The sequence below is a fragment of the Paenalicyclobacillus ferrooxydans genome, from assembly GCF_001399675.1.
GTDB classification, from domain to species: Bacteria; Bacillota; Bacilli; order Alicyclobacillales; family Alicyclobacillaceae; genus Alicyclobacillus_B; species Alicyclobacillus_B ferrooxydans.
In genome coordinates this window covers 1-21,751 of sequence record NZ_LJCO01000072.1, presented here as the reverse complement: position 1 = coordinate 21,751, position 21,751 = coordinate 1, and the positions used below count along the sequence as shown (strand labels likewise).

General features: G+C 50.0%; 21 protein-coding genes. 12 read left to right on the top strand and 9 right to left on the bottom strand.

Translation table 11 applies throughout. From position 1 onward, the window contains the following. The first annotated feature begins 13 nt into the window (after positions 1-13). On the top strand, positions 14-949 hold the full coding sequence (locus AN477_RS16510) for an AAA family ATPase (protein WP_245631862.1): 936 nt from the start codon (positions 14-16) through the stop codon (positions 947-949). Continuing rightward, positions 903-2,255, top strand: coding sequence for a DUF58 domain-containing protein (locus AN477_RS16505; protein ID WP_054970276.1), 1,353 nt, complete (start codon positions 903-905; stop codon positions 2,253-2,255). The genes AN477_RS16510 and AN477_RS16505 overlap by 47 nt, the downstream gene beginning before the upstream one ends. Here the strand turns inward: AN477_RS16505 and AN477_RS16500 are convergent. Next, positions 2,215-3,204, bottom strand: coding sequence for a stage II sporulation protein M (locus tag AN477_RS16500; RefSeq protein ID WP_054970275.1), 990 nt, complete (start codon positions 3,202-3,204; stop codon positions 2,215-2,217). The genes AN477_RS16505 and AN477_RS16500 overlap by 41 nt on opposite strands. Before the next feature lie 28 nt (positions 3,205-3,232). Here AN477_RS16500 and AN477_RS16495 point away from each other — a divergent pair, with 28 nt between their 5' ends. The 3 genes from AN477_RS16495 (at position 3,233) to AN477_RS16485 (ending at position 6,987) form a co-directional block, all read left to right on the top strand. After that, on the top strand, positions 3,233-4,216 hold the full coding sequence (locus AN477_RS16495; protein WP_054970274.1) for an RDD family protein: 984 nt from the start codon (positions 3,233-3,235) through the stop codon (positions 4,214-4,216). Next, positions 4,213-5,691, top strand: a complete 1,479-nt coding sequence (locus AN477_RS16490) for a hypothetical protein (protein WP_054970273.1) — start codon at positions 4,213-4,215, stop codon at positions 5,689-5,691. The genes AN477_RS16495 and AN477_RS16490 overlap by 4 nt, the downstream gene beginning before the upstream one ends. Before the next feature lie 309 nt (positions 5,692-6,000). Beyond that, positions 6,001-6,987, top strand: coding sequence for a LysM peptidoglycan-binding domain-containing protein (locus AN477_RS16485; RefSeq protein ID WP_054970272.1), 987 nt, complete (start codon positions 6,001-6,003; stop codon positions 6,985-6,987). Between the two features lie 137 nt (positions 6,988-7,124). Here AN477_RS16485 and AN477_RS16480 read toward each other — a convergent pair whose 3' ends face one another. From AN477_RS16480 to AN477_RS16470, 3 genes are all read right to left on the bottom strand, one after another. Further along, on the bottom strand, positions 7,125-8,675 hold the full coding sequence (locus tag AN477_RS16480) for an MDR family MFS transporter (protein WP_054970271.1): 1,551 nt from the start codon (positions 8,673-8,675) through the stop codon (positions 7,125-7,127). 69 nt (positions 8,676-8,744) lie between these two features. Further along, on the bottom strand, positions 8,745-9,605 hold the full coding sequence (locus AN477_RS16475) for a permease prefix domain 1-containing protein (protein ID WP_054970270.1): 861 nt from the start codon (positions 9,603-9,605) through the stop codon (positions 8,745-8,747). Positions 9,606-9,619: 14 nt separating this feature from the next. Next, on the bottom strand, positions 9,620-9,946 hold the full coding sequence (locus AN477_RS16470; RefSeq protein WP_157062017.1) for a PadR family transcriptional regulator: 327 nt from the start codon (positions 9,944-9,946) through the stop codon (positions 9,620-9,622). Positions 9,947-10,281: 335 nt separating this feature from the next. Here AN477_RS16470 and AN477_RS16465 point away from each other — a divergent pair, with 335 nt between their 5' ends. Both AN477_RS16465 and AN477_RS16460 read left to right on the top strand, forming a co-directional pair. Then, a complete protein-coding gene (locus AN477_RS16465; protein WP_054970268.1) occupies positions 10,282-11,634 on the top strand; it encodes a glycosyltransferase family 2 protein in 1,353 nt (450 codons plus the stop codon). Positions 11,635-11,860: 226 nt separating this feature from the next. Beyond that, complete coding sequence (locus tag AN477_RS16460) at positions 11,861-12,049, top strand: alpha/beta-type small acid-soluble spore protein (RefSeq protein WP_054970267.1); 189 nt, start codon at positions 11,861-11,863, stop codon at positions 12,047-12,049. A 73-nt stretch (positions 12,050-12,122) separates the two neighbouring features. Here AN477_RS16460 and AN477_RS16455 read toward each other — a convergent pair whose 3' ends face one another. Both AN477_RS16455 and AN477_RS16450 read right to left on the bottom strand, forming a co-directional pair. Further along, the gene (locus AN477_RS16455) at positions 12,123-12,338 is read right to left on the bottom strand and encodes a hypothetical protein (protein WP_054970266.1); all 216 of its coding nucleotides are present in this window, start codon (positions 12,336-12,338) and stop codon (positions 12,123-12,125) included. A gap of 307 nt (positions 12,339-12,645) precedes the next feature. Beyond that, on the bottom strand, positions 12,646-12,942 hold the full coding sequence (locus AN477_RS16450; RefSeq protein ID WP_054970265.1) for a hypothetical protein: 297 nt from the start codon (positions 12,940-12,942) through the stop codon (positions 12,646-12,648). Between the two features lie 98 nt (positions 12,943-13,040). Between AN477_RS16450 and AN477_RS16445 the strand changes: the two genes are divergently transcribed. Further along, on the top strand, positions 13,041-13,538 hold the full coding sequence (locus AN477_RS16445; protein WP_054970264.1) for an NUDIX hydrolase: 498 nt from the start codon (positions 13,041-13,043) through the stop codon (positions 13,536-13,538). A 163-nt stretch (positions 13,539-13,701) separates the two neighbouring features. Beyond that, positions 13,702-14,295, top strand: a complete 594-nt coding sequence (locus tag AN477_RS16440) for a hypothetical protein (protein WP_054970263.1) — start codon at positions 13,702-13,704, stop codon at positions 14,293-14,295. Positions 14,296-14,353: 58 nt separating this feature from the next. Here AN477_RS16440 and AN477_RS16435 read toward each other — a convergent pair whose 3' ends face one another. Beyond that, positions 14,354-14,878 carry a PadR family transcriptional regulator gene (locus AN477_RS16435; protein WP_054970262.1) on the bottom strand — a complete coding sequence of 175 codons (525 nt, stop codon included), beginning with the start codon at positions 14,876-14,878 and terminating at the stop codon, positions 14,354-14,356. Positions 14,879-15,117: 239 nt separating this feature from the next. On the opposite strand from AN477_RS16435, the gene AN477_RS16430 reads away from it, so the two are divergent. Continuing rightward, entirely contained in the window at positions 15,118-16,680 is a 1,563-nt protein-coding gene (locus AN477_RS16430) for an MFS transporter (protein ID WP_054970342.1), read from the top strand. Between the two features lie 180 nt (positions 16,681-16,860). On the opposite strand, the gene AN477_RS16425 is transcribed toward AN477_RS16430, so the two are convergent. Together AN477_RS16425 and AN477_RS16420 are read right to left on the bottom strand one after the other, a co-directional pair. After that, positions 16,861-17,259, bottom strand: a complete 399-nt coding sequence (locus AN477_RS16425) for a hypothetical protein (protein WP_054970261.1) — start codon at positions 17,257-17,259, stop codon at positions 16,861-16,863. A gap of 373 nt (positions 17,260-17,632) precedes the next feature. Further along, positions 17,633-18,922, bottom strand: a complete 1,290-nt coding sequence (locus AN477_RS16420; protein ID WP_054970260.1) for an acyl-CoA thioesterase/bile acid-CoA:amino acid N-acyltransferase family protein — start codon at positions 18,920-18,922, stop codon at positions 17,633-17,635. A gap of 331 nt (positions 18,923-19,253) precedes the next feature. Between AN477_RS16420 and AN477_RS16415 the strand changes: the two genes are divergently transcribed. Both AN477_RS16415 and AN477_RS16410 read left to right on the top strand, forming a co-directional pair. Then, positions 19,254-19,814: a PadR family transcriptional regulator gene (locus AN477_RS16415; RefSeq protein ID WP_054970259.1), complete on the top strand. Its 561-nt coding sequence runs from the start codon at positions 19,254-19,256 to the stop codon at positions 19,812-19,814. 397 nt (positions 19,815-20,211) lie between these two features. After that, the gene (locus tag AN477_RS16410; protein ID WP_054970341.1) at positions 20,212-21,429 is read left to right on the top strand and encodes an MFS transporter; all 1,218 of its coding nucleotides are present in this window, start codon (positions 20,212-20,214) and stop codon (positions 21,427-21,429) included. Positions 21,430-21,751 lie beyond the last annotated feature (322 nt).

Below are 21,751 nucleotides of genomic sequence, written 5' to 3'. Positions count from 1 at the left end.
GGGTACGGGGAAGTTGCGAGAAGAGGTCAAATCGATTCAAGAACAGCTTGAATCCGTGGTTTTTGGACAGCGGGGTGTCGTCAATGAGATGCTGATTGCACTGCTTGCCGGCGGTCACGTATTGATTGAAGGTGTGCCAGGCACCGGAAAGACCCGGCTTGCCAGGACATTGACGCAACTGATTGGCGGTGTATATCAACGGATTCAGTTTACGCCTGACTTAATGCCAAGCGACATTCTTGGGAATGCGTACTACGATATGTCACATGGTACCTTTGAAATTCGACAAGGCCCCATATTTGCGAATGTGGTGCTGGCGGACGAAATCAACCGTACGCCACCTAAGACACAAGCTGCGTTGCTTGAGGCCATGGAAGAAAGACAGGTATCCATTTATGGAGAATCCCGCCCATTGCCGCACCCCTTTTTCGTGATCGCAACCCAGAATCCAATTGAGTATGAAGGTACATACCCGTTGCCAGAGGCGCAATTGGACCGCTTTTTGATGCAGATTCGGGTGGATTATCCAGATGAAGCAGCAGAAGTTTTGATGTTGCAGCATCATCGAGGTGGGATGGGGGAGGATGGACTGGCTCGATTGGCCCCGGTTGTCTCTACGCAGGACCTCTTTCGCATGATGCGTGAGGTTCAAAACGTGACAGCTTCCGAAGCAGTTCTAGTGTACATCGTGCAGCTTGCCCGTCGATCTCGTAATGTCGAGGGCATCTCCCTTGGAGCGAGTCCTCGTGCTGCGACGGCATTGCTCGATGCCGCAAAGGCGGCAGCTTACATCGACGAGCGTGATTATGTCATTCCTGACGACATTCACACAGTCATACATCCGGTCTGGAGGCATCGTATCCTGCTTATGGCCAACGCTGAACTCGAAGGAGTCGAAGCTGATGCCGTCATTTCGCGCATCTTGGAACAAGTGGAAGTCCCGCGCTGACAGGACAGCCCCTGCAAATCGCCAAGCTGCGGTGTGGGTGGTTCTGGGGATTATCGCGCTCGGGCTCGGAACGCTCAAAAGCTTCACATATACAGGGGGCATCTTGTTTTTGCTGTTTGGCATCGTGGTCCTCGTTGACTTTGTGATTGGACGCCGAATGGGGACACCGCAAGTTGAGCGGGAAACGAGTGGGACGCCGCAGATTGGACTGCCGCTCACGGTGACCGTTCGCGTTCTGCCTTCGCCCACGTTGGCAGCACCGAAGTTCGAGTTCGATCTGGGTGAACCATTCTCGTGGGGCGTCACCAAGCGTACAGAAATGGAATCGCCCTTCGTGTACCACACAGAGTTGACACCGAGGGTGCGTGGGTGGGCTGAATTTTCAGCTGTTGACTGCCGATGGAAGAGTCCGCTGGGATTTTGGACCTATTTCCACCGGGCGGATGATACTGCATGTGAGCTTCTGGTGCTGCCGGATGTGACATCTTGGCGAGACAGCGTGGCGAGCCTCATGCAGACGCTGTTTCAAGAGGGCCGACATGTAAGGCGTCTTGCCAGCGGCGATACAGATTTTGCGTACATCGCTGAGTATGGCGTGGATGATGACCTCAGGTCGGTAAACTGGGCAGCCACCGCTCGCAGAACTCGGTTGATGAAAAATGTGTATGAACCAGAGCGCGGCCAGCACATCATTATCGCGATCGATGCCAGTCGGTACATGGCTGTTCAGTTGCCAGATGGGAAAACAAGGCTCGATCATGCAGTCGAGTGCGCGACTGCTTTGGCTTATACCGCACTCAGGATGGGTGACAGCGTAGGGGTGATTGGGTTCAGCGATAAAGTGGACGTTCGTCTTTCCCCAAATAAAGGGCAGAAACATTGGCAAGCCGTTGTCGACTCCCTCGCTAAGCTGACACCGCGGGCGGTTCAAGGGGGGTACCAGGCGCTTTTTTCCAGTCTCTCGGGGCGCTTTCGGCGGCGAAGCCTGCTTATCGTACTATCGGAAATGGAAGGACTCGCGACAGATGCCGGTTTTTTACCAGCCATTCATACGGCCAGGCGGCATCACCCGACAGTCTTCGTTACGGTCTCTCCGGTCCACTTGCATCAACTCCTGCAACAACCGCCGCTGACAGAAGCTGATGTCGCGGAATGGGCATCGGTGGAATGGCTCCTCGAGGAGCGCGAGGACCTTTCAGCGGTGTTGCGTCGTGAGAATGTCGATGTCATTGAAGCTCCGCCGAGTGAGCTTGTGACCAAAGTGGTCAGTAACTATCTGAAGAAGAAGCGTCGCGGCGTACTTTAGCGGCACGGAAGCGAGAAGAGGACCTGCGGCCGGCGGATGAAAAGTAAATCACCCAGATGAGCCCTGTGAGGCCTGCCACCATGAACTTCATCCAGACAGGGATGTTCGACGGGGTTACAAAACCTTCGATGGTCCCCGCAATCATGAACATTGGCACGGTGCCGAGCATTAACTTTACGGCATCCAGTGCACCGAGACGAAACGCAGCAGGCCGTGTCAGGTGCGAAGGAGCCACCATTTTGTGGGCCAGACGCAGACCAGCGCCCCCGGCGATGAAGATGGCGAGAAGTTCAGTAACACCATGCGGCACGATCAGGGACCAAAAGACCGTGGCTCGTCCACTGGTCTGAAAGAGGGCTGCCAGAACGCCGAGAATCATTCCATTTTGCCAGAGAGCATAGGCCGTATACAATCCGACAGTAATTCCGCCCACGAATGCCATCAAGGCAACCATGATGTTGTGGGTCATAATAATGCTCGATATTAAGGGGGAGTCGACTGCGTGCGGGCCTGCTTGATTCGGGTGAAACTGGCTGAGAAAAGACGGTGGAAGCAAATGGTACGCCTGAATTGGCTGCATCAATACAAGCATATATCCATACAAGGCACCGATGAGAGACAATGCCGTCGCTGCGAAGATGTAGCCGCTGAGTTGACGGAATGTCTGGGGAAAGATGCGCGAGTAAAAAGTCCAAATTGTCGTGTAGCTGCGACTCGTTCTGCGATACAATCGATGATGTGCAACAGATACCAGGCCGTTTAAGTATTCTGTAACGGGGTGGTCAGGGTAAAACGTCTGTGCATAGGAGAGGTCGCTCGCCACACCCCGGTAAAGCCGTACAAACTGTGTAAACTTGTCGGCGGTTTGACTCAGGTTCCGCTCTTGGAGCAAGCTCTCTAGTTTTTGCCAAGTTGGACCTCTTCGAGCCTGAAACTGTTGGACGAGCATAGCGTGTATTCCTCCTGGTGGTGATAAAGTGCTGGATAATGATATGCAAATACAGACACCAGAGCAGGTGCGCCTGCGTCTCCACCTGGCGGGCATCGGGTCGCGCGCAGTGGCTCAACTCATCGATCTCCTGGTTCTGGTCGTCTTCTATGTCCTTTTCACACTCAGTGAACTGATGTGGCAATGGTTGAACGTCTTCGGGAGTGCCACTTCCTATCTGGTCGGGGCAGCGGTCGTCATCTCTTTTCTCATCTTCTGGGGTTATTTTATCGCACTTGAGACAGCTTTGTCTGGACAAACCATAGGGAAAAAAATCATGAAGATTCGAGCAGTTGGTCGAGACGGCCGACCCTTGAGTTTTTACGCGTCGACGGTGAGAAATCTGCTTCGGGTCGTCGACTTTCTTCCATTTGGCTATTTGATTGGTATGGTTGTGACGGTGATTGACAAACAAGAGCGCCGCCTGGGCGATCTCGCTGCAGGTACAGTCGTCGTTCATGACCGCATGATGAGTTTCTGGGAACTCGGTCAAGGGAACGTTGCCGAGACGCTGGATTCGAACCAGAGCGCATCTGTAGACAGCAACCTATCCAAACCCGGTATCGCAACTCAACCCCTTGCAAACGTGCAAATAACGGTTCCAAAATGTACTGCAGCTGTGTTGATTCAAGGAACTTTGCCAGGAGACTGGGGGCAGTTTTTGAGCGAATTCACGGTTCGGTTACGCTCCCTGTCAAAGGAAAAGCGGAACGAACTGGTGCCCGAAGTATGGCGCAGGTTCACGGCGCTCGATGTTGTCACTGTAGAACCGTGGGAGGGGAACGTCGATTCACGGCGAAAGAGTGATAAGGATAAAGAGCCCATGCCGTTTGTCCAGGCGGGTTCAACGACGACTCTGCAACAGACGTCTGCGAAAGCGTCTCCTGTACAGGTCACTCTGAGGGAGATGGAGCATTTGCTGACTGCGGTAAGCCGACAGATCCGCGACAACCGGAGAGGAAGGAAGTCATGATGAAGTGGAACTTTCGGCGTCTCTTTAGCGTCGAGTGGTTGATTCTATTTGTCTGGATTCTCGCCATCGCGATGTATGAGATGCACGCGTACGATGACCCCGACACACCATGGCACTATGCCACAGGTCTGTATATCCTTTCGCATCATATGGTTCCGACCACCGATCCATTCTCTTGGTCGAGCAAAGGACAACCTTGGGTAACGCAAGAGTGGTTGTTTGAAGTTGTTTTTGCCTGGTTGGGCAAACACTTTGGATTTCCAGCCACATGGCTGTTTCAGATGGCCATTTTCGCGGGTACAGTGTTCATTTTGTACCACCTGGCGATTAGGGTGTCGAAGGGCAATCGTGTGATGGCTGCCTTCCTTGCATGCATCGGGCAATTCGCCGGTATCATTTTCTGGACCATGCGGCCGCAGATTGTCTCTTACTTGATGTTTGCCTTGTTTTTGTTGCTCATCCAGCGTGTTCGCGAAGGGGCTTTTTACGTCCTCTATTGGGTCCCCCTGCTCATGCTGTTGTGGGCGAATTCCCATGGTTCCTCGACAATCGGAATTTTCTTACTGGTGCTCGAGGTCCTGGTCAGTTTCTTGCCGACAGTGGGCAGATTCACCAAAACTGTGTTGCCAAAGGGAGCCAGGTGGCGGCTGTTGCTTGCCGCTGTGGCAGGAACTTTGGTCGGGCTCATCAATCCGAATGGGATCAAGGCCTATACATATGCATTGCTTGGCAATGACCCAGAAATGACAAACAACATCATGGAATGGCACTCGCCAGACTTTCACATATGGAGTTTCAAGTACGGAGTGTTGCCGTTTCTGATCATCGTGTTTTTGATCATCCTCATGCGCCACAAGACGTTGCCGATGCGTGATGTGCTTTACTTTGGCGGCAGTTTTGCTGTGATGCTGGTGTATCAGCGTTTCCTTCCCTACGTCGCCATCGCTTCTGTGCCTCTCCTAGCACAAGTGACAAGTGATTGGTTCCAACGGTTAAACAGACCAACACGCCTGATGCGATTTGCGGACGGCATCCTGCTCCTCGTCTGGGTGGTGTATTTTCTTACCACTGTTCCGAATGTGAAAGGACCGGTTGCAGACCACTGGAGTCAAGGTGCCTATCCTGTCGGCGCTGTGAACTATATGGAGCAACATCACCTGACAACGCGTGTTTTGAACAAATATGACTGGGGGGGCTACCTGATTCTCAGGGGAGTTCCTACGTTTATCGATGGACGTACAGATATCTACTTGAAGAACGGTAAGTTCATGGACTATCTCGCACTCCAGAACGTGTGGTCCAACGCCCCGTATTTGCTTGATGAGTACCATTTCAAAGCTATTCTTTTTAACAGCGGCAGCTCCCTTGTGACCTATCTCACCGGAACAGGCAAATGGAAGATTGTGTATTATGGGAGAAATGCTGACGTTCTGGTTCCTGTGAACACGACGGTTCCGACGGGTGGTTCTGGCTGATTGCATTGTTGGACACGATTAGCGCTCGGCAAGGTGCTCCAAGAATCATATCCTGCGTCGTCAGCCGATTGCCAGCCGAATACGTCAGTAAGGTACAGCCGCCCGCTTTTGGGCGGCTGTTTTCGTCACTATTCGCCCAAAATGCCCGTATCCTAGCAGCAGTACGAAGGCATTGTGGGTCTCATCTGCTTCAATGAAGCCCCTGCCATACGCGATCGACGGATAGTGTCTTTGATCAGTGGCTGGAACATTCAGGGTTGCACGGGTGGAACCAGAATGTACGTTTGCATGAGAATAGGAGCGAGGACGATGTGGATACACACTGTCACAGAGGGAGAGACACTGCGTGGAATTGCAGAGCAGTACTCGACAACCACACGTGAGATTGAGCACTTAAATGAATTACAAAGCCAGGAGATTATCGTTCCTGGACAGCATCTGCTCATCCCGTCACCGACTGCAACGCTCGCTGAGGTGTACCCGCTGAAGCGTGGGGACACGGTCGCCCGAGTGGCTCGGCGAGCCGGCGTGTCCCAAGTTGAATTAGAACGATGGCTCGGTATCACGCCTGCCCCTGGGAACAAGGCTCCAAACCAGCCCATTCCAGGTTATAAGAGTGCCATGCCCTGGCAAGCTGGGGCTGGAGTCGCGATTCCAAAGCGAATTACCCAGAAACGCGCCATCGAAGTTAATGGCTATCTCTTGCCGCAAGGAACACAGAGCGATGCTCGCGTTGTTCAAGAAGTGGGTGAGCGCTTGACCTATCTGTGTGTCTTTAGTTACCAAGCAAGGGCAGATGGGACACTGACCCCGCAAGCCGATTCCCAAGCGCTGAGTGCAGCCAAGACGGCCCGGGTTCAACCCCTCATGACGGTGACAAACTTTGACGGCAGCCAATTTAATACCGAACTTGCGCATACACTGCTTGCCAACTCGAGCTTGCGGCGGAAGCTGATTCAGAGCACGGTATCCATGGCGAGGGAGAGAGGGTTTAGCGGAGTAAACGTCGACTTTGAGCATATGCGGCCAACGGATCGGCCGCTGTACAACACATTTATCCGCGAGTTGGCAGCTGCATGTCGCCGTCAGCGTCTCTCCATTTCAATTGCGATGGGGCCGAAGACGAGCGATTCTCCGACCGCATCATGGATGGGCGCATTCGACTACAAGACTCTGGGCGAAGAAGTCGATTTTCTGATGTTGATGACTTATGAGTGGGGGTGGGTCGGAGGACCACCGATGACCACCACCACACTGCACCAACGAAAAAGCATAAATGAATGCAGGTCTGCGTAACACTTTGTGGAAGTCTATCTAGCATTGATTTGTGACCGGTGTACCTAGAGCACTAGAAGTGTTACAGGATGCCTTGCGATGAAGACGTGTGAAAAGAATGCTTCTGGTGTGTCGGGGGTGGTCCACTCGACAAACCTTTACTCACCTTGAGATGGCGATGAAGACAGTTGCTCTAGTTCACCAAAACCCATGGTCATTTTTTCTTTTGGTATCACAAACACGAGTATCAAGGCCAGACCAGCGGGAACCAGGGTCCAAAGAACCGTGTGGGCAATCGATGCAGACAGAGCCCCTGTTAATTTTTCGAGAATCGGAGTTGGAATGGCAGACCGCAGTTGAGGCGACAGAATGGCGTGGGGGTCTGTGTGCGAAAATTTGCTGGCCATCGCTGATAATGTCCCTTGGCTGGCAAATGCTTGTGTGACGTTATGGGCAAACATGTTCTTCTGGATAATTCCATACACGGTGATACCCACAGCCATCGCAAACTCACGAATAAAGTTTGTCGTCGAGCTCGCCGTCCCACGTTGACGCATGCCGAATGGCTGCATGGCTGCGACGCTGAGAACCGAGAACGACGCCCCGATGCCAAAGCCGATGACAATCATAAACAGCGTGATTTGTAGTCTGGTCGTCTCTACACCAATGGTGCTCAACAAGTAAATGCCGGCTGTAAAGATCACACAGAAAATCATCATTATACCGCGATACGTCAGTTTCCTTGCAATGAGTATGCCGACTTGGCTCGCCACGACACTTGCCAGCATCATGGGTAACAAGATAAGTCCTGAGTTCGTTGCTGTTCCGCCCATAACGCCTTGAATAAAGATGGGGATGAACAATACCGCCACAACGTACGAACCACCGGAGAACAATGCAACCAGGCTGCTTCCGGTGAACAGACGGTTGGCAAACATCTGATAGGGTACAATTGGTTCCTTGACCTTCGCTTCTATAACGAGGAAGAGCGTAAACAGCACTCCTGCTGCGAAAAACAAGCCAATGATGGTTGACGAATTCCATGGGTACTTTGCACCACCGAGTTGCAGCGCAAACATTAAGCTGCCAATCGCCGGTACGAGTGTAAGCACGCCAAACCAGTCGATCCGCTCTTTAGAGTGTTGCATGGACTCTTTGTAGAAGATGAACACCAACAGGAAACAGACAATACCCAGCGGAATGTTAATGTAAAACACCCAACGCCAGTTTATGTGGTCGGTAATATACGCTCCTAACAGAGGTCCAAAGATACTTGACAGACCGAAAACAGCACCGAACATTCCACCCATCTTTCCACGTTGCTCTGGCGAAACAACGTCAAACAAAATGGTAAACGCAATCGGGGCTAATGCACCACCACCAATGCCCTGAACAGCACGATAAATGATGAGCTCTGTGATATTCTGAGACGTTCCACACAGAATTGAACCAGTGAAAAACAACACCATCCCGAGAATGAAGAATCTCTTTCTTCCATACATGTCCGAGAGTTTCCCGAAAATCGGCATACCTGCCATTTCAGTAACCATGTATGCCGAAGAAACCCAGGCAAACTTGTTGAGCCCTCCGAGTTGTGCAACTATCGTCCCCATCGCAGTCGCAACGATGGTATTGTCCATCGATGAGATGAGAATACCCAACAGGAGACCAACAATGATAAAACCTGTTTGATTTTTCACCACGCCCATGCTTTATCACCTGCTTATCTCATTGACTTTTTGTCGACCATCTGCAATCGATAGATTACGACCAAGGGTCTAGTGCTTTCTTTTTGAGGCGAAGTAAGCCTCTATCAGAGGCTCACAGCCAACAGCAATGACGAATACGATCCAAGAGTATTTCCAGCCCCAAGCAAAACCAATGAAGAAGAAAGCTGCGATGCTAAAGAGCCATAGGGCGCCGGAAATACTTCCTCGCACCATAGCAGTATGCGGGTCGTTGTAATAATTGACCCATTCTCTTTGCCACTGCGAGTCCATCTTCCGTCGACTCTTTTCCGTTAGCCCTAAGTAGATAAAGATGATTGCTGATACGATGACAAACGGACCAAACGTTAAGAGAGTCATTGCCAGGCCATGTCGCCCAATATATTCAATTGCGGAAGCGCTGGCACCCAAAAGGAAAACTTCCGATGCCATGCTGTATATCAGTGCTCGCTTTGTATTCATTCCGTAATCGTGTTTGGTCTCCTGAGTGAGGCCAAAGTAGATGAATAATGGCGCTGACACGAGAAGAAACGGAGCCAAATATTCCAATGCAACGAACAGGTGTCTCACTTGCAGGTATACGTAAGCACCACTCAACAGTCCAATCAGTAAGGTGAATGATGCGACGAGATAGCCGATGATATGGTTCTTATCAATGAAAGTCGGTGTACTTTGATCCTTCATAAGTCTTGTCTCCGATGCCTCCCGCAGGCTGTCGACGAGTTCAGTCATATCTCCTAAGTCCAAAATGGCATACTGAAAGGCTGAATCTGGATTGGATCCCTTTGTAATCAGATCATTGACCTTATCTAACAGGTTAGAGCAAATTTCTTCCTTTAGTTCTCGTAACTGCTTTGTTTCATAGACACCAGAGAACAACCCGTCGACATGTCGCTTGATCTTGTTTTTCATCTTCTTCCACCTCTTTAGATGAGCTTGTCGATGACTGACTTTGTAAACTCCCAATCTTCCTTATTGCGCTGATAAACATCTGCACCGACCGCTGTAATGTGGTAATACTTTCGTCTGCCACCCAGCGTCTCGTCGCCCCAGTACGAGGTGATGCAGCCCTCTTGTTCCAGCCTTCGATAGCTCGAATACAACGTTGCTTCCTTCAACTCATACAGTCCGTTACTCTTGTCGACAATCCGTTTGTATATCTCATAGCCGTAGCTGTCCCCCTCAAGTAAAATTCTGAGAACGATGGTATCGGTGTGACCTCTCAAGAGGTCGGATGAGATCTTTCCTGTCACTGGTTTCACCTCGTGTTTAATATATGTCATATTACTATGACAGTCAATGTACTTTGACAACCTAACAGAACAGTTACTGCACCGATGACGTCGCACATTGGAACGCGAGGGACGTGGACATGCCATTGTGGCCCATACAGCTTGATCATCAGCATGGCTTTTATTTTATTACGGTCAAAGAGTCGGTTTTTTGGTCGAATTGTCTGAATCAAGGAGGTATATGTTGCTTTAAAGTTCGGACGTACTTTGAAGTCTGAATTTGGCGGTGTATGCAGTGTTCAGCGAAATTGGGGTGCGAAAACGTTGAAGAATCCTTGATAAAGGAGTGCTCACAGTTGAAGCATCAGAAGTTCAGTCTTCTTGTGATAAGCCTAATGACACTTCTCTTCGTCGGGATCATCACTTTTATTGAAAATAATCACACAATCGCCGGGACCATTGTTAAATATTGCTTTTCGATCTTGATATTCTGCGTGGAAAGCACGCTCCTCAGTTGGTCCCTCTACCAGGCTGCCGTATCTGTAGCTGGTTTTTTCAAACTTAAGCGTCCGTCTGTGAATGTGAACAAATATCCAAGGATTTTATGTCTGACGGCAGCTCACAATGAGGAAAAGGTTATTGCAGAACATGTTCGCAGCCTGAAAGCCATCGATTACCCTGACGCCCGCTATGATGTCGTGGTGCTGGCAGACAACTGCACAGACGCAACCCCTCGCATTGCGAAAAGCTTGGGGGCAATCGTTTGGGAACGGCACAATGCCTTCGAGCGCGGTAAGGGATACGCCTTGCGCTGGGCGTTACACTCGAAGGCCAGGCTCAGCAGATATGACGCCGTCTGTATATTTGATGCTGACAATCTTGTCAACGCAGATTTTCTTAAGGTAATGGCAAAACATTTGGCGCGAGGAGACGCAGCCATTCAGGGTTATCTGGATACGAAAAATCCATATGACAACTGGATTAGCCTAGCGTACGCGTCGATGTACTGGTTCATGAACCGATTTTCCCAAAGAGCCCGAGACATTCTCGGATTGACGGCTGTGTTGGGAGGGACCGGATTCTGTCTGTCCACTGCGGTTCTCAGAAGGCATCCATTCGAAGCCGTCAATTTGACTGAGGACTTGGAGTACACAGCGCGGTTGACGATCGCAGGACACAGGGTGGTCTTCGCCAAGGACGCGCGCGTATATGATGAGAAGCCGTTGGGCCTTGAAGCTTCCGCTGTGCAGCGTCTGCGTTGGATGCAAGGACATTGGACAACGGCATTGAAGTACCTTGGGCCGCTTTTACGGAAAGCCTTATTTTCTCGGCACGGGAAAATGCGTGCCCTGGATATGTCGATTTACGTTTTACAGCCAGTGTTTGTCGCACTAATGGGCGTCAATCTGGTTCTGTCGATACTGCAGTACATTTTCGGAGCATCTTGGTACTTCCCTTGGTTGACCCATCTGATTCCTTCTGTTTTCTGGGACGTTATGAGTGTTGTCGGGTTTGGATTTCCACTGACAGCGTTTGTCCTCGAACGTGCAGGGTGGAGAGCTTTTGTGTTTTATCCATTGTACCTGTTTTTTACTTTGACGTGGATTCCACTCTCCATCGAAGCCGTCCATCGTCGACATAGCAGGGAATGGGTCCATACCGAACACCATCGATCGATTAGTCTTGATGAGATGAGACAATCAAACTAAGCCGCGCCCAGTTCATCACATGGCAACAGAGCCGAACACAAAGGGTCTGTCGTAACGAAGTAATGGTCTTTTGGAGGGATTTTTGTTTAAAAAACCATGCTATAAGTTGTGCAAAAATGCATTTATAAAACTGAACAAAAAAACGCATAAAATACGCATAAAAAACACCTGCACATTCCACAATAACCACCGTGGAAGCAAATCAAATGTTTTGGGAGGAACGATGATGGCAACGAACAACCAGACACTTGTAGCGAGTGCAGAACAGGCAATCGAGCAGATGAAGTATGAGATTGCGTCCGAATTTGGTGTACAGCTCGGCGCTGATACGACCGCTCGTGAAAATGGTTCCGTTGGCGGAGAAATCACAAAACGCTTGGTTGCATTTGCAGAGCAACATTTTAGCCGCAGATAAGGGTGACTTACCTTACAAAGAAAAGGACCACAGAGAGCGGTGTCTCTGTGGTCCTTTTTTTGGCGCCTTTGACTCACTCGTGCTGGTGCTGGAGAAGAGTCTCATCGAGTTCTTTGAGTCGAGTCGCCATGGTGGCATAACGAGCATGGGGCAACAACACGGCCGCAAGACTATCCTTATAAAGGACGCCAAGCTTACCTCGTTCTTCAAGCATGTGAAAAAGTTCTCGTTGTGAAATGGTTCGCAGCTCGCTGGCAGCAATGAGTTCTTCCTTCGTAAAGCTCGGCATTCCTGTCCCTCCGCAACTGACGATATTCCTGGTTGACATAAATTATGCGCAAAAGTTCATTTCAATGAGCATATGATTGTGTGTTTTTTTGAACTAAAATTCGTTTGATTCATTGTTCAAAATGGTGATTTTGGTACGCTTGGGAGCATACACTGAAATCGTCTCCTTTATCCCCTGTTGGTGACTCGTACGATAGATATTGTGCGAGTCATCTTTTTTGCACTTGATGGGAACAAAAAAGGACCTTGTCAGACAAGGTCCTTTTTGAGATCATCAGAATCATTTGGAGGATTGTTTCAACGAGGCTCTAGTGGTGATGATGGCCGTGCCTGGGATTATTGATAATGAAACTACTTTGCGCCGGATCGTAATCGATCACAATATCGTTCAGAAATTCATTATTCTTTTCAAGCAGCACTTCAACACCTGGGGTGGCAGCGTTAACGACATCATTTTGCGATCTATAATCGAGCCCAATTCCATAATGAGCATGATCTCCGTGGGCCTCTGTGACATACACCCGTAGTTTTAAATTCGTATCTGTTTGTTCCTTCAATATGGCTTGAATCTGTTTCTTTGCTGCTAGTGTGACTTTGCACCGCATCGTTGGTTCGCCACCTTGGTTGAATTTGAGATCTATATTATATCGACCTGAACATCAGTTAGCTAGACAAGCCGCAATGGTGTGAAAGGGGCCGTCCTATGTTGAAGTTTACCATTTGTTTTATTAGGCAACGGGATTCCATCTTAATGCTGAATCGAACGTCACCTGAATGGATGGGTGCCTGGAATGGTGTCGGAGGAAAAATCGAAGGCACTGAGACACCGTTAGAATGTGTGCTGCGCGAGGTTCAGGAGGAGACCGGTCTTCAGCTGCGAGGGTATGATGTTCAGTATAAAGGAACAGCCACTTGGTATAACGTTGAGGGTGGCTCTGTCGGAGGCATGTACATTTTCCGGGCTCAATTATCGGACACAGTGGTCTACTCAACGCCGGTGAAGACGGATGAGGGGATTTTGGATTGGAAGGATCTGTCGTGGTTAGTTCACCCGAAAAACCGAGGTGTTGCCGATTTGAAATATTATCTGCACACAGTGATTGAGGAAGAACAGCAGCATGACTATAGGTTTACCTACGATGACGATGGAAATCTGATTCACTTTGAGAAAGCACTGCTAGAGAAAAGCCCAGTCATATAGACCTGATGGTAATTTTGACGTCCGGGTTTTGCGGACATCCAATCATATGATTGGATGGTGTATTATCAAATCATCAGAAAGCCATGGGTGATGATGGCAATGGGTGTTGCCTAGCCTCAATGGCACGAATGCGGACAGCGATGTGTATATGGGAGGGGTAATCATGTCCCGCGGGGGCAGATTGTCGGTTGAACTCTTTATTGGAGTTCTCGTGATTGCTGGGTTGCTGGTGGTTTACGGATACCACCCTGTGAAGCCTGCGATTCCTCATGACTATATCCTTCCTCATGATAACTTTGACAGTCAAACCATGAAGGCCATTCGAGAGCACCTCAATCAATACAATGTTTCTGGCACGCCTCAAGACCACGAGGTCTTTATGGTTACAGGTGGGCTTGGTATCGCGAATCCCCGCATTACGGAATGGGATTCCGGAGGGAACATGGATTTTATGGGGAATCAGGCGGGTGATCCGATTTATAGCTTTCAATTTACCTCGCAGTCGCCCGCAACATGGAAAACAGGTTCCGAGTTGAAGCCCGTTCCCTGGGTTCTGAAGCATACTAAATCAGGGATGCCCTTTTATGAATGGGATATGCCCAAATATCTTATCGCCCAGTTTTACTTTAAAAAGGACAATACGTATGTGATTCTCAAAGTAGACTATGCATTTAACAAGCCCAAGCCTGCTTTTCCAACAGGCTTACCGGGACATCTGGTTCCCATCGGAAATCCAGTTGTAAAACAAGGAAAGTAAAGTGAAGTCAGTCTCACCCCCATGGCAGTTTGAGACGCCAATCGGAGCCATGCCACGGCTATACATCTTTCCTTGTTTGCAGACGTTCAATGACCGATTGAAGCCACTGATAATCAGCCTTTTGGTGAACGAGATGATGTTCCATGGCGAAGTCTACGCCTAGCCCAAAACCGTGCCTCGGTGCGGATTCATACAGTCTAATCTCCGATTCGAGGTGACGCAGCCGCTCCTCAAGCAAGGACAAAGATTCTTCGCAGGGCAGATGGTCGAGAAACATCATCCCAATGTCACTAGCGAAGTTCAGCGGATCGACCTTTGCGAGGTTGGTACGCAGTAGTGCGAGGAAGTGTTCCGTTCCCGTCGGGGTGATGGCATAGACCTTACGCAACGGCCGGTTTCCTTCTTGTTCCTGATGCATTTCCACGTACCCGGCTTCACAAAGCCGATCTAGTGTCGCGTATGCGGTTGACTTTTTCATGTCCGTAACGCGGCTGAGGTTCTTGTCGATAAACTCATTGATTTGATACCCGTGTTGACTCTGTGCCATCAAAATCCCCAGTAGTAATAACGCACGCTCATCCACTCGTGAAGCACTCCTTCACAAAACGTTAACTTAGTACATTATAGTCATGATTGACTAAAAGGATCAAAGGGAGCTACAATGAGGCAAATAGTCAACGATGACTAATTTGAAATGACTATTAGACTGACTGTTGACTGACTGTTGACTGACTGTTGACTGACTGTTGACTGACTGTTGACTGGAAGATTTCAGTTGCTGGGGGAAAGGAAGCGACGAATGTGTCAAAGCCAAAGACACAAATGGCTCTGGGGATTTTCGCAATTGGAGTGTTTATGGGCGGTCTGGACAACGGAATTATGAGTTCCGCTCTGACAACGTTGATCCATTCTTTTGGTGTATCGGCAAGCTGGGGCGCTTGGATCATTACAATTTATACGCTTGGCTTGGCAGTCAGTGTACCGATCATGGCGAAACTCTCAGACAGGTATGGACGCAAGCGCATGTTTCTCATCAGTATTGCATTGTTTGGGCTTGGTTCCATGAGTGTGGCGCTCAGCCACAGTTTCACATTTCTGCTGATTAGTCGCGTGGTGCAGTCACTTGGCGGCGGCGGTATTTTCCCAATTGCCAATGGATACATCGTGGCAACTGTTCCGGTGGAGCGTCAAGGGCGGGCACTCGGCATGGTCGGGGGCATGAACGGAATTTCTGCAATCCTAGGTCCGAACATTGGCTCTTTGTTATTGAGCCTCACAAACGATTGGCATTGGCTGTTCTGGATCAATGTGCCCATCGCACTGGCTCTCGTCGTCTTAGGTCAGAGAGGTATCGAGGAGAATCGTGCAGCTCCGAAGGGCCGACTAGACGTACTCGGGATTGTGCTCTTATCGACCGGCATGCTCGGGGTGATGTACGGATTAACCAACCTGAAAGGTGCCAACATCGTTCAAAGCTTAGGCAGCCCAAGTGTCTATGGCTATGTACTGGCCGGACTTGTCCTGCTGCTGGTTCTGCTCTGGCATGATAACAGGTTAGACAAAAATGGCGAGGATTCTTTGGTCCCCATGTCCTTACTGAGAAGAAGCGAGCTCCGGTGGACTTTGGCCATTGGACTCACTTCTGGCCTGATTCTGTCGTCCGTAATTTTTCTGCCGGCATATGTGCAAACCGTCCTTGGGTGGTCTGCGAATCAAGCTGGATACTGGTACACGCCGATGGCCTTATTCTCAGGCGTCGGTGCGATGGGTGGCGGGGCGTTCATGGATCGGCGCGGTCCCATCACAACGTTAGCGTTCGGCGCAGTGACGGCGGCGATCGGATCGGCATTATTCCCACTGTGGGTCACAACAACATGGCAGATGGTCATTGCGAGCAGTTTGGTTGGACTTGGTGTAGGGATCACGCTCGGGGCTCCACTCAATTTTATGATTACGGAGCATGTCGAAGATGACAAATCGACGGCACTGGGCATCCTGTCATTGGTGCGAGAGGTTGGACTGACGCTTGGTCCTACAATTTTTGCCGGGTTTCTGACACGAGCGATGGCACAGTTTCCGCAGAAGTTGATGTCAAATCTCAAAGTAATCGGGATTTCTCCATCGAACGTACCGACTTCTGAATTAGCCCGCCTAAAGGGGATTGAAAGCTTTGGGAATTTGACCGGCCAGATTGCGAAAATCCCAAGTGTGCCAATTCAAAATGCCATATTAAAGGCGTTGCACGATGTCTCTGATGTAGGTTTTGGGCATCTGTACTGGAGTGCTTGTGTGATTTCTGTATTGAGTCTGGCCTTCGTTTTGATTGCGGGAGCATATCGAAAGAGATTGGTTCGGGATAGCGAGACTTCTCCTGTACAGGGCTAGAGCAAAGTAAATGACAGTCTGGACATGTTTCATTGATTGTATGAAGTAACTGTATTGATTGCAGGTCGTTCGCTTAAGCATATCTGGTCTGATCACGAAGCATCCCCACCTCTGCGGTGGGGATGTTATGTTTAGAAACGTACCGTGTGAGCATTTTATGTCGGTCATTATGGTGCTTTATTACTGAATACGCTTTACAGCTAGAACCGAGTAGGTCGTCGGAGACACCTGAACCTGGTAGTTCCCTGACGGCTGATGGACGGTCACCGTCCAGACCGACTGATTACCAGAGTTTTGGCTGGAAAGGTCTGTAACTGTTCCACCGCCTACAGCGTCTACCGCGAGTCTGTCTACAGTATGAATTTTGTATGGTAGTGTCGGGCGCTCGACGGCTGAGGCTGAGGGTGCCGACTGCGCGTTTCCAGTGACAGGCTTTGAAACGGCAGTTTTAGATGGGACGGAAACGGGTGAAGTTGTTGGTCCATTTTGTACTGTGCCTGCAAAAACCAGTAACGGCGTAGTCATGCCGATAAGCAGTGCGCTAATCCCGCCGACAATCCATCCAAGATGCTTTTCCATAATATACATACCTCCAATGGTTTTCCGACAAGTTGCCGGATTATTTGAATAGGCCCTGTTTTCTGACTGACTATGCCCATTCTGTCCACCGCAGCATCGATTCAGACGTCGTTTTGCGGCAGGTCATTGGGCTATTTGATTGAGCCCAGGTTTGGAACCTGTATGGCTTTGATACTGTTACTTTAACCAGACTTCATGATGGGAAGATGATCCAACTGTCAGGCAACAGTGGACTTTTCATGGACTTGGAGTCTTCGTCTCACTGGCAAGCAGAGGAAAAAATAAGGAGAAGGACCAGGTGAGAGCTGTGTCCTTCTCCATGATGGTATTTATTCGCTCGTTGGGGTTGGCTTCACTCGGGTCTTGACCGCATTCACTCGCTCTCCCGGCGAAAGAATTCAAGAATTTGTTTCCATGAATCAATACTTGCGTATGCGTTACCTCGCAGCGTGCCGCCGAGGACCCACACCTTGCCCACTTTGGGCGCTTCAGCTTGCGTGCTTGAGAGCAGGTATGGAACGTAGATGGAATGTCCGGCACTGGGATACACGATGTGCTGGAATGAGAACGGGTGATTGTGTTCCCTGAGCCGATCCATACTGAGTCCCGATATCCGCTCACTGTCGTACATCCGGTCCTCTTGTCCGGAGATAAACAGAATACTCCCTTGGATCCGTTCCACGGGGATCGTCGCCTTGGCTACGACAGCTTCATCTGAGAGATGGAAGTCATACCAGGGACGATACGAGATGACTGTGCCGGGAGGTTCAAGCTTTCCGGAGCGGTGCGGGTTCTCGGCCGAGGCATATGGAATGGGCTTTCCCCGATAGGTCCAGGACGGGGGCATCGAGTCCGATCCTTTTAACTGGATACCGTGAAGGACAACACCGCCGCTTGATACACAGACCACAGCCTTGATCTGTGGAAACATGGACGCTGCCAAAAGGGCGAGTTCACCGCCTTTTGATGTACCGTGAATGCCGATAAAGTCCTCACGCACTGCCGGTTGCGACGCAAACCATTCAATGGCCGATTCAATATACTCGAGTGGAATGTTGACGAGTTCGGAAGGCAGTCCGTCCATGCCAAAATAGGCGAGTGCCAAGGCAGAATAGCCGTGCGCTGCGAACAGGGCTGCCATATATTCGTTTAATCCACCCTCAGAGCCACCGAAAACGATGATGCCCGGTCGGGGGTGGTCATCTTCCTGGTGAAAATACGTTGCTGTCAGTCCATTTTCCCGGACTGGTGTTCTTTGCACGTAGGGAGTAGTCCAGCACCTCTGGATGGTTGTCTCCGCGATCACCTCGCCCTCGCCCTCTGCAGTCAGTGAGAAGAGGAGAGGTGATAAGGGAGTCAATGGCTCCTTGGATGATGGATGACTTTCATCCAATGGGATCCGATGCATAGACCAAAACAATCCCATTCCATCAACACCTGAGTATGTCCCGTCCAGTGGGGCTTTGGTTTCTAAGTTCACCGCCCCGTGTTCATCAGCTTGAAATATCCCGTAAGACTCCAGCGTAATGAGAGGGTTTGTCGAGGGACGGTGCATGCGAAGGGTGACTCGCTGGTGCGCGGTTAAGCCCTTGAGTTGAATGCTTATCGGATCGTCCACGAATGAAACACTTGGTGTAATATGAAAGCCGATCTTATCTGCCACCCTTGTACCCCTCCCTTGATCTCGCTTCAAATGTCTTGGTTGAATCACATAGAACGAAGTGTCTCAGTAACGAGCATCACAGTGTTTTTATGTGATTGCTGCCAAAAATCCGACAATTGTAATTACGGTACCGCAGACTTCCAGATTGTGCAATGATTTCTCCGTTTTAAAGCATCGTACACATACGCTTCGGACCATGATTGCGGAACAGAACAGGCATCAATTCGGTTTGAATGTCATGGCGTGCAATGGATTGAATGCATGGATTGAATGCATGGATTGATTGCATGGATTGAATTCACCATGCGGTGTATTACAATGGAGGGACGAGATGGACGGGTGGTGTCCCATGAACGCACTTGCTTACGCTCTGCTCAGCATGCTAGTCAGGAAATCGTGTACCGGATATGAGTTGAAAGAACTATTAGAGGTGTTCTGGCAGGCCAAACACAGCCAAATATACCCGCTGTTGGCCAAGTTGGAGGGTGAGGGATTACTCACGTACGAACGGGTGGAGCAATCGAGTAAGCCGGATAAAAAGGTATACTCGATCACTGAGAAGGGCCGCCAAGTCCTGAAAGACTGGATATCGAGCCCCGCAAGCCCACCTGTAATTCGTGATGAGTTCCTCATCAAAGTCTATGCCATCTGGCTTGTCGACAAGCAGATTGCAAAGCAAATGTTTGACGAACGCAAGGAGACCTACCGTCAAAAGGTGTTGTACCGGAAAGAAGAAATCAAACTCATGGAGCAAGAGTTTGGCGATACAGTGTGGGATATTTCTTCGAGAGTATTTGGCAGGTACTTGCTGTTCAAGCGGAAGTTGCAGCAGGAAGAAGACGAAATCGTATGGTGTGACTGGGTTATGACCCTCCTCGATAAATCTAACTGAGTCTGTGCGAGATGCCTTGTTTGGGGCAGATCGCGCAGATTTTTTGTTTATGGGCGATCTGGCCCGATGTGTACGATTTCACGCCAGCAGAATCGTCCTTCAGTAGATATATCAATATTGACATATGAAACAAGGTGGAGCTTAATGGTGATGGTATTTCATATGTAATTTTTTATATATGAAATGGTGGGGGAAGACTCGTTAGAGAAAGACACAGTACAGAAAGACACAGTACAGAAAGACACAGTACAGAAAGACACAGTACAGAAAGACACAGTACAGAAAGACACAGTACAGAAAGACACAAGAGACAACCAGAATAACAGAGAGAGGGACACAAACCGTGCAGCAAAGCGCAATTCTGCAAGATGTATTGCCGGAACAGAATGACAAGCCGATCCAGAAACACAAAGGGTTTAGGGATCACTTCCGACAGCCCCACGCTGCGTGGGCTGTTGCATTTGCCGTGGTCGTTGCATTCATGGGTTTGGGTCTCGTAGACCCGATTTTGACGTCGATCGCGAAAAGCCTAAAGGCCTCACCGAGTCAGGTTGAGTTGCTGTTTACAAGCTACATGTTGGTCACTGCCGTGATGATGGTGATCTCAGGAGCGGTGTCATCGAAAATTGGGCCTAAATGGACGTTGCTGTCGGGGCTGTTCATTATTGTCGTCTTCGCAGCATTAGCTGGGACATCCAACACCGTTGCACAGGTTGTCTTATTCCGCGGAGGATGGGGACTTGGTAATGCATTATTCATCTCTACTGCACTCGCTGTGATTGTGGGAGTAGCGAGCGGAGGCACCGAGAGCGCTGTGATTTTGTATGAGGCAGCGCTTGGTCTAGGACTTTCGGTTGGTCCACTGCTTGGCGGGCAACTCGGGGCCATCAGTTGGCGAGGCCCATTTTATGGTGTCTCAGTGTTGATGTTGATTGGTTTCTTTGCCATTGCCGTGATGCTGCCGAAGGTTCCTAAACCGAAGCGGAGCATTTCCGTGCTCGATCCATTTCGAGCCCTCCGCCACAAGGGACTTCGCACCATGGCAGTGACTGCATTTTTTTACAATTACGGCTTTTACACTCTATTTGCATTTACTCCGTTCGTCTTGAAGATGAACGCACACGGACTTGGTTTTGTTTTCTTTGGCTGGGGGGTCATGATGGCGGTGTTCTCCGTATTTGTCGCCCCTTGGTTTGAAGCTCGATTTGCCACGCATCGGACCATGTATTTTGTGCTGTCGCTGCTTGCTCTTGATCTCCTGGTGATGGGTCTCACGACCGCTGTTGGCAAACCGATTTTTGTTGCCCTTGGCATCATGTGGTCTGCACGGGCGATTCTCATTACGAGTGTCATCCTCGGTGGATGTTTTATGGGCATTATGGCTACCTTGCTGACAACGGGGACCATGGAAGCTGCGCCGGTAGAACGGTCCGTGGCGTCTTCTGCTTACAGTTTTGTTCGGTTCCTTGGCGGTGCAGTGGCGCCCTGGCTGGCAGGACGGCTGGCGGAGTCTTTCAATCCAAGTATTGCATTTTACGCGGGGACGGCTGCTCTGGTTGTCAGCGTTTTGGTACTTTTTTCAGGTCGAAAGTCACTGATCGCGAAGCATCACTAACGGGAAACGTACGAACGGGTTATGGGCGAATGGGTTATGGGCGAATGGGAAACGTGCGGCAGCGCCTTTTGTGATGTCGTGACGATCCGTTAAGTCGCTCCGAGCGACTTAACTCCTCATTTTTTGCGGCTTAAGTCGGTTTCGCCGACTAAGCCCAGGTGATACCCGGCCACTCGGGGCTGCTTAGTCGCTGCCACCGACTAAGCCGGTGTTCTGGTAATCCGTTAAGTCGCTCCGAGCGACTTAACTCCTCATTTTCTGCGGCTTAAGTCGGTTTCGCCGACTAAGCCCAGGTGATGCCCGGCCACTCGGGGCTGCTTAG